The following is a 3,758-nucleotide window of genomic DNA, read 5'->3' on the forward strand; positions in this document are numbered from 1 at the left end:
ATGCTCAAAGCCTAAATATCAATTTTACCCACTTCGTTAATCTTCAGGCTATGATGCAAAGCCGTAGAATTAGACCTGAAAGAACCCAGGCCGCACTTTTTTATTGCCGAAAATAGCCAAACTCAAGAAGGCCGCTGTAAGCGGCCTTCATAGTGCAAAGTTTTAACGATCAATTATTTAGTCACCACCCCACCCTTTTCGCTATCCACTTTCACCGTGTACTTGCCATTGCCGCTCACTATCCAGCGAACGGTTACTGCTTCCATACCCGGTATGTTTTCTACAGCAATTTTGGCAGGAGCTACCTTCTGCTCGGTGGTCTTATTCATATCTACATCGGTCACGACCATGCCAGCCACTACATTAGCCCCATCAAGAGAAATGTAATCGGGGCGAATGATTTTGTTCTTCGTGTCATGGCTTGAGTGCGTAGGAATCAGCCTTTTGTTGGCAATGGTAGCAGTTACCTGCTTCAGTCCGCCGCCAAGGTCTTTTTCTTCTACTTTTTCTATCACCAACTTGGGCGTGTGGTAAGCATGGAAGATCAGGAACGCCATGTTCCGGTGGGCGTCGTTTTCCAGCAGGAAGCCCGGGTTGTCTCTACCAAAATTCTTTCTAAAGCCCCCTATCTCAATCTTGCCAAGCTCGGGATGGTCAAATTCCTTCCAATCCACAAAGGCATCAGTCATCAGCAAGTTCTTCTCAAACTTGTACATGTCCTTCTGCACTTCGTCTCCTCTTCTCCCTCCTTTGTAGTCTTTGCCAAACATAAAGTAAGGATGGTACAGCTCATTGGTGAAAGTGAAAATGCCACGGCAGCCATGGAACCAGTCGAGCTCACCGCCAAAAGCTGTGTACAGGTCTTTCCAAACCACCATGTAAGTATAGCCCGGCATGATACTTTCTCCCAGCTCGCCAATGGCGTCGTACACTTTGTCGTCGGTAGCATTGTAAGTTCCTCTGTCTTCCTCAGCGCCAGGCCCTCTCAGGATCATGCCACCGGAGTTGTGAAAACTTTGGGCGCCGCCAATATTAGGGTGTTTCATCACAAACTCCATCACGTTCCTGTTTTCCGGTACAGAAAACGGATACTTGTGCGCCCCTCTCTGGATGTACTCCGGCTGCCAGTTCCAGCCCCAGTCACGGTTGGGGTCATAGTAGCCGCCTACCCTGTCTTCATTTACCTCGCCATCTCCATCGTTGTCTTTGCCTTCGTAGCCCAGTATTTCGTATTCACCGGGCTCTCCTGCTTCTACTTCAATCATTTGCCGAGGGTCAGTGGGATCAATGATGTATCGACCATTAGGGTTTTTGCGGCGCATCATGGTTACTTCACCGTCTCCATTCAGGTCGTCGTAGCCATCTTCGTCTACCAGGCCGTCTCTGTCATCATCGATCGGCATCATGCCTGAGCGTGGAGTATTGGCTGTGTTAACGCCTTTCATATAGTCGTTCCTGGCATCAGGGTTGATAGTGGGCACTATATAGAAAACCTTGTCAGCCAGCAGATCCTTGATGAAATCATTGTAATACCAGCTTTCTGCCAGGTACCAGGCTGTATACATGGCAAATTCACCACCCTGGATTTCATTGGAATGGATGTTTCCATCCACATACATGCCTGGCTTGCGATCCACATTGCCTTTGGAAAAATCTGTGATGGTCAGGGCAATCATGTCACGCCCCTCATAGGTTTTGCCGATAGTTTCCACCTTCACAAGGTTAGGATGTGCCTCCGACAACTTTTTGGCGATGGCCCACAGCCCTTCGGAGGTGTAGTACCTGTTCCAGCTGACCTGCACCTTTGGGTTTGGCGGGCTACCGGCTGCTTTAAATATCTGATCGGGCGTTTGGGCTGAAACACTCAACCCCGCCAAAAGAATGATGAAAGTATATATAATTCTCTTCATGACTGTTCTTATTTAAGGGTGATGGTTTTGGTATCGATGCCAGTCTGCGCCGAGCCGGCAGAAAGCTTCACACTGCCTGAGCCCTTCACAAGCCACGACATCGTCACTTTGTCTCCCCCATCAATAGAGGAAATAAGCCTCACTTTGTCACCGGAAACGATCTGCTGACTTCCCGTCAATGCCATTTCCACCTTGGTCATTCGTACCCAGCGTGTCTTTTGCGCTAATTCTGTCATAGTGGCCAGGGTGCCTGCGTTGAAAATGTCAGCCGTAATACGTGTCATCCCCTTACCTACTGACTCCACAGCTAGGTTTTCTATTTTCACCTGCGGCTTCATAGAGGCCAACTTCAGAATAAACTTATTCTGTTTGTCGGAGATGTCCGCCACCAAACTGAAAGGCGGATTGTAGGGAGCAAAGGGCTTCCAGCTGCCTACCTCCACTTTTTTGCCGGGAAAGTCCGGATGGTTTACCGGCTTCCACTCCACAAACAAATCGTGGCTATTGGCTTCAGCCCACCGCAGGTAATCCACTTCTTTGTTTTTGTCTTTGTTGGGCTTGTATTTTGCTTTGGCAGCACTATCCTCCGGCATTTTGAACTCAGGCCAACTCCAGGCTGGCGTACCGAACGAATAGCGGGCATAGTGAAAGTAACCCCACTCCATAAAGCCACCTCCCAGCACTACCGGCTGAGCTCCTTCTTTTTTACCAACAATATCCGCATAGTTTTTCGATACCAATGCATTAGCGTCAGCGTCCGACTTCAGCACACCTTTAAGCACTCTTTTCGACGCCTCGCCTGCATTATATTTTATAGGTGCATTCAGGTTATCGGACGAACCAAAAGTAACCAGCGCAAACACATTCCAGCGCTCAAAAAGGAAATCGAGCACCGCACGGTTTTCCTTGTCGGCCACAGGGAAGTCACCGGCGCCAGGCTGAAAATAGGGGAAGTCCCAGGTGAGTGAATTGTTGAAGTTGATGCCACCAGCACCGTCTTCGTTGAATGCGCCGTCTTTATCGTTGTCGGTGCCCTCTGTGAGATAGAGATAGCCACCTGATTCGCCGTCAGCTGCCTTCACCATGATGCGGTCGTCGGCTTCACTTTTCTTCCATTCGCCAGTAGCATCTTCCACCCGAATCATTGTAACCAGTCCGTCTCCGTTGAGATCCTCATAACCGTCCTCGCCATTTTGGCCGTCACGATCGTCGTCCGTCGCACGGCCGTTGCCAGTTCTGGCATACTTGAGTGAGGCAAAAAACTGGTCCGTTGCTTCCGGGTTTACATTGGGCAGCACGTAGAAAGTAGTTGTGGCCAGGAGATTCTTCACCGAATCAGTCTGCGACGAAGCCAGCAGCTGTTCGGCAAACTTGAGTGCCAGCTCTGTGCTTACAATATATCGCCCGTCAACCCCACCGGCTACTACAATGGCCGGGTGATTGTCGATGTCTCCTGAGCCGAGTGTCAGCACCCAAATGTCTTTGCCTCCGTCGCTCTTCCCAATAGATTGCAGCTTTGCAAGTGAGGAATACTGCCGTGAAAGCGATTGTAATTGTGTTGTTATCTGCTGGCTCGACCGGTAGTCGTCCTGGGCCTGCGAAAACCCATAGGTCAGCGTTACCAAAAGTGTTACTATTAGGAGCTTCGTCCCTGCTTTTTTAGACATAATCGATTGATTTGATCAGGAGCAAAGTAAAGCAGAGCGTCTGAGTCGGCACATAACAATATAGTGTTTTAGAGCCAGTTTGTCCAAAGATAAACCAATCGGTTTAATGCTGGGTCGGTAAAGACAAATTGGCTCTAAAACAGCGTTGAACGGGGCTCCTGGGTGCTATGGGGGTAGTTAG

General features: G+C 49.4%; 2 protein-coding genes. Both read right to left on the reverse strand.

Annotated features, from left to right (window positions below):
• Positions 1 to 173: 173 nt before the first annotated feature.
• On the reverse strand, positions 174 to 1,910 hold the full coding sequence (locus GC130_RS25430) for a M14 family metallopeptidase (protein WP_152001189.1): 1,737 nt from the start codon (positions 1,908 to 1,910) through the stop codon (positions 174 to 176).
• Positions 1,911 to 1,918: 8 nt separating this feature from the next.
• A complete protein-coding gene (locus tag GC130_RS25435) occupies positions 1,919 to 3,577 on the reverse strand; it encodes a M14 family metallopeptidase (protein WP_152001190.1) in 1,659 nt (552 codons plus the stop codon).
• Between the last annotated feature and the right edge of the window lie 181 nt (positions 3,578 to 3,758).

Source organism: Imperialibacter sp. EC-SDR9 (assembly GCF_902498805.1).
Lineage (GTDB): Bacteria > Bacteroidota > Bacteroidia > Cytophagales > Cyclobacteriaceae > Imperialibacter.

Coding starts and splice junctions, on each gene's coding strand:
- GC130_RS25435 (WP_152001190.1), bottom strand. CDS start 3,577: ATGTCTAAAAAAGCAGGGACGAAGCTCCTAATAGTAACACTTTTGGTA.
- GC130_RS25430 (WP_152001189.1), bottom strand. CDS start 1,910: ATGAAGAGAATTATATATACTTTCATCATTCTTTTGGCGGGGTTGAGT.